This is a genomic window from Mesorhizobium sp. WSM4830 (assembly GCF_055811495.1).
This window is the reverse complement of record NZ_JBVVQI010000070.1, coordinates 1-4,703: the sequence shown is the minus strand read 5'-3', so window position 1 is coordinate 4,703 and position 4,703 is coordinate 1. Positions and strand designations below refer to the sequence as shown.

Annotated in this window: 2 protein-coding genes; both read left to right on the top strand. The window is 62.6% G+C overall.

The genetic code is table 11. The features are described from left to right. The first annotated feature begins 155 nt into the window (after nt 1–155). Nucleotides 156–2,126 (top strand): relaxase/mobilization nuclease RlxS, encoded by a 1,971-nt coding sequence (rlxS, locus tag AC0L2Y_RS34245; protein WP_473562290.1) that lies wholly within the window; start codon nt 156–158, stop codon nt 2,124–2,126. Between the two features lie 630 nt (nt 2,127–2,756). Then, nucleotides 2,757–3,431, top strand: a complete 675-nt coding sequence (locus tag AC0L2Y_RS34240; protein ID WP_473562291.1) for a Crp/Fnr family transcriptional regulator — start codon at nt 2,757–2,759, stop codon at nt 3,429–3,431. The last annotated feature ends 1,272 nt before the right edge of the window (nt 3,432–4,703 follow it).

Below are 4,703 nucleotides of genomic sequence, written 5' to 3'. Positions count from 1 at the left end.
GGGCGGGAAGGGCGGCGTAACGCAAGATAAAGGCATCGCCTCCAAGAGCCGGCTAAGTCTTTGTCTGCACATCGTTTTTCCCGGAGGCTGCCGGTGGAACCGGGAGGGTTGGGCGAGCAAGTATGTGATTTCCTTGCGATTTCTGGGAGGCCACGATGCAGGATGACGAATTCAGGCCGAAGCTCGGCAGAATAGGCTCGCGCGGCTCGAACGCCGGCAAACGCTTCGCCAGCCAGGTCCAGGCGGCGATCAACAGAGCCGGCGGCCGGCCCCGGCGCGGAGGCCGCTTTAGCGGCAGCCGGGCAGGGCGCGGCGGGGCGGCCGCCGCGCTGCTGAAATCCCGCGACAGGTATGCTGCCTTCCGGCAGCGGCGGGTGGTGGTCAAGGCGCGCGTCGTCAAGCTGGCCGGCAAAGGCCAGGGTGGGGCGCGTGCGCATCTGCGCTATATCCAGCGCGACGGCGTGACCCGGGAAGGCGCGCCTGGCGAGCTCTACGGCGCCGACAGTGATCGCGTCGACGGCAAGGCCTTCCTTGATCGTGCCGATGGCGATCGGCATCAGTTCCGCTTCATCGTCGCACCGGAAGACGGCACTCTGTATGATGATCTGAAGCCACTCACACGCCGGCTCATGGCGCAGATGGAGGAGGATCTCGGCACCAAGCTCGACTGGGTCGCCGTCGATCATTTCAACACCGGCCACCCGCACACCCACATCCTCGTCCGTGGCAAGGACGATCGCGGCGAGAACCTGGTTATCGCGCGGGAATATATCTCGAGCGGAATTCGCGAACGGACGGCCGAACTGGTCAGCCTCGATCTCGGTCCGCGAACCGATCGCGAGATCGAGCACCGCTTGCGCCAGGAAATGGAGCAGGAGCGCTTCACCAGCATCGACCGGCAGCTGCTCAGCACGCGCGACAGCGACGGACTGGTTTCACCGGTCGGCCGCGACGCCTTCCGACAGACGCTGCACCAGGGCCGACTGCGCAAACTCGAACGGATGGGCCTGGCCGAGGAGATCAGCTCCAGCCGCTGGCGCCTCGACGATGAACTCGAAGCAACACTGCGGCGCATCGGCGAGCGCGGTGACATCATCAAGACGATGCACCGCGAAATTGCGGGCAAGGGACTATCCCGAAGTGCCGCCGACTGTGTGATCCACGATCGACCCAGTCAGCTCGCGCAACCTGTCATTGGCCGTGTTGTGGCGCGCGGGCTTGCCGACGAGATCAAGGACCGCCACTACCTCATCGTGGATGGGGTGGACGGAAAAAGCCACTACATCGATGTCGGCAAAGGCGAGGCCACCGAACCGACGCCGGACGGCTGCATCGTCCGTGTCACGCCGAGAAACACCGAGCCGAGACAGGTTGACCGCACCGTCGCCGAGATCGCCGCCGTCCATGGCGGGCGCTACAATGTTGATATCCACCTGGAGCATGATCCATCTGCCACCCAACGCTTCGCCGAAACCCATGTACGGCGCTTGGAAGCCATTCGCCGTGAGACCGGCAGTGTCAGGCGCGAAGCCGACGGCACATGGATCATCGCGCCGAACCATCTCGACTACGTCGCCGACTACGAGCGCAAGCGCGCCATGGCTGCGCCTGTTGTCGTCGACAAGTTCTCGTCAATGCCGCTGGAGCAGCAAATCGCGTTCGATGGTGCCACCTGGATCGACCGGGAAATGGTTTCCGATGCACCGGAGGCCCTGCGCAACTCCGGCTTTGGCCGTGAGGTGCGGGAGGCGCAAGCCCGCAGGCGGCAATGGCTGATTGCTCAGGGTCTCGCGCATGAAGAGCAGGACCGCACCGTCTATCGGGCCAACATGATTTCGATCCTCCGCCAGCGAGAGCTGAACCGTGTTGCCGGTCAGCTCTCGGAAGAGCTCGGTCTGTCCTATGCTGAAGCGCGACCCGGAGACCGGGTAGAGGGCACGCTCCGCCGCTCAGTTGAGCTGGCCAGCGGCAAATATGCCGTTATCGAGAAATCGCGCGAATTCGTGCTGGTCCCGTGGCGGCCGGTGCTCGAGCGGCATATCGGCAAAGAGGTTTCTGGCATGGTGCAGCGCGAGGGTATCTCCTGGAACATCGGTCGGCAAAGGAGCGGGCCCAGCGTTTCATGACTTGCCTGGCAGCCATGCGCAGGCGCGGTGTGCATTGGACTGGCCCGGCAAAAGTTGGACAAGGCGGTCCGAGCTGGCCGGTCTACCGGATCATCGACAATGCGCGCGTCCACCAAGATGCTCGGGACGCACCAGATTGCCCGGAGTTCGCGCAAACATCGAGGACAGTTGCGGAACCAGCTCCGACGAAAAAAATCGAGCTCCTCCCGGCTTCTGTCGCTGTGGATGCGCTTCCACATGGCATGAGGATAAGGGCATTCCGAGCAACGCGTCCGCCCGCGCTTTAATGGCTTCGCGAACGATCTGACGAGGTCGAGCAGTTTGGCTAGACGCTTTTCGAGCATTCAGAGTATCGCCGCTTTCGAAGCTGATCGGCGGACGAGGTGAACCGCTCTTATGCTTGCAACGGGCGAGACTCGCCACATCGACGGGTGTAAGATGCGAGATCGGCGATAAACGTTCAGGGCATCGCCGGCTGTGAGCGAACATCGCGCTTCCGCCCCAATTCGGGAGGGAGCGATGAGCGGCCCCAACACCTCGAAAATTGGCCTCGCCTACTCAGAAGACCGCGATCGCGGGCAGCCAGTTCATCGCCCAGAAACTGCCTATAGAAACGAACTGCTGCGGCGCATGTCTCCGGCCGACCTGCAATTGCTCAGCCCTCACCTTCACAGCAGCTTTCTGCCATTGAGGACCCAGCTCGAAACCGCAAACGCCGCAATCGAGGCCGTCTACTTCTTTGAGGCGGGGATCGGCTCGGTGGTGGCGAAGCTGCGGCCGGAGGTCGACGCCGAGGTTCGCGTCATCGGCTTCGAGGGCATGACCGGCTCGGCGCTGGTCATGGGGGGCGATCGCTCCCAGCATGATTGTTACATTCAGGTGGAGGCCGAGGTTCTCAGCATGGACACCGAGCCATTCACAAAGGCGCTTTCAGACAGCCCGACGCTGCGGCTTTTTCTGCTGCGCTATGTGCATTACGCGCATATCCAGACCTGCTACACCGCGCTCGCCAATGCCCGCTTGAAACTGGAAGAACGGCTGGCGAGATGGCTGGTCATGTGCGACGATCGGACAGAAGGCGACCGGTTGCCGATTACCCATGAATTCCTGTCGGTCATGTTGGGCGTACGACGGCCGGGCGTCACCGTGGCCCTTCAACTGCTGGAAGGCCGCGGCCTGATCAGGTCAAATCGTGGCGAGGTCATTATCCGCGACCGCGCCGGCCTCATCATCTTGGCAAACGGCTCATACGGGCAGCCGGAGGCGGAGTATGCCCGCCTGATCGGCGAGCCGGCGTTGCCATGAGTACGCGGCAACCGTCGCCGAGATCAGTCGACACACAGCGCTTTACGATCATGCGCATACTATTCCGACTAGAAAGACGCTGCTTTCGTCGGCGGGCTCCCAAGGCTTTCAAATCGACAAACCGATAGGTCACCTTTTCCTTGGGCCTACTTTCCGCCGGCTGTGCCGCCACAAACAGGGAGGAAGCCTGCAGAGTGGCTGTTGCCAAGGCGAGCCCGAGTTGCCGGGGCCGAGCCCACGAGTGGAGGGCTGACCACCCGAGCAGCGCCCAAAAAAGTGGATGGCCCGCAGAGCATGGCGCGGCGCCCGAGAGATGTAGTAGCATTGCCTGCAGCTGGTAAGGCTCACGCCGACACGGCGGTCTTGTGCGCCGCTTCCGCTTCGCCTCGCTGCAGGGCGGAAGGGCGCCGTGCGAAGCAGGGCGCTCATAATGCCTTGCATAGGCAGCCAAAGAGCTGACTGATAGCGATCCGATTCGCAATCGAGAGCGATCTTTGAAGCTCGATCAAATCGAGTGACGCAGAAGATGGGAATGCGGTGGGCTGTGTAGAAAGGTAGAAATGCAACTTATCCTTGGCGCCATCGGCAGGGTCTGGCATACGGCCTTGCTTAAGATCGACAGGGCCCGGTTGCGGCGGCAGCGTAGGCGGCTTGGCGATGTTGACCGCCGCGGCTGAATCCCCCACCCGGAACTCCGCACGCTCGAACACTCCGCGATGCTTCGGCCGGGAACTACGATCGCCGATCTCCGCCCGTGTGCCTTCAACATCACCTGGTGCTCCGCATTTTGAGGAGCTAATGCGTGGGGCGAGCCCTCACAACGCAGATTTCAATGAGTTCGGCGGCTCGGACGCTTGCTGACCAGCATTGCGCCAGCCTGCGAGCATGCTGCCGAGCAGCGGCGCGCGTGATCACAGCCTGGAGTGTGCGCCATCACATGCACGCCTTCCGCCCATCGCCTTCTGACCGCAGCATGTAGCGAAGAAGTGTCAGAGCCGGGTCTCGCCACCATCTCCCATTCGAGGTCTCGCCAGGATCCCGATTGATGAGGACGCGGTTTCGACCACGCATCCTTTGCGAGGTCACGACTGAGCAACGTGCCGTGCCAAGGCTGGTTTCCGACAACTATGTTGCCCCTCCGGCACTGACACAAAGCTCTCGAAAGCCAATTTCGTGGCAGTCCAACTGGCGGTTGCTAGACCTGTCGGAGCTCATGCGCCTAAGCTGGTCTTCGGCCGCGCGCGCACCTGGCAAGCCCGCCCACCCTACACC

What these genes read in the sequence shown, in the direction of transcription:
- AC0L2Y_RS34240 (WP_473562291.1), top strand. Translation starts at nt 2,757, where the DNA reads ATGTCTCCGGCCGACCTGCAATTGCTCAGCCCTCACCTTCACAGCAGC.
- rlxS (WP_473562290.1), top strand. Translation starts at nt 156, where the DNA reads ATGCAGGATGACGAATTCAGGCCGAAGCTCGGCAGAATAGGCTCGCGC.